The 284-nt window shown below is 70.8% G+C and carries 1 pseudogene; it reads left to right on the forward strand.

Annotated features, from left to right (window positions below):
* Nucleotides 1–284 (forward strand): annotated as a pseudogene (locus FV233_RS29960) (transposase); the annotation flags it as partial.

Here is a 284-nt window from a genome sequence, read left to right on the forward strand (position 1 = left end):
AGAGTTCGGGCCAGCGTGACCACGACCTGCGCGAGGTGTTCAACGGCTTGCGGTTCATCGTGAAGACGGGGGCGCCGTGGCGGTTCATGCCGCACGACCTGCCGCCGTGGGCGGCGGTGTACCAGCAAGACGCAGCGCTGGCTGGCTGCGGAGTGCTTCACCGATGTGGCCGGGGACCTACGGGCGGTTCCACGGATGGCAGGGGATCGCAAGCCGGAGCCGTCTGCGGTGATCCTGGACAGCCGGACGCTGCGGTCCTCGCCCGAGAGCGGCGAGCGGGCGGG

The organism is Methylobacterium sp. WL7 (assembly GCF_008040085.1).
In the GTDB taxonomy this organism is placed as follows: Bacteria; Pseudomonadota; Alphaproteobacteria; order Rhizobiales; family Beijerinckiaceae; genus Methylobacterium; species Methylobacterium mesophilicum.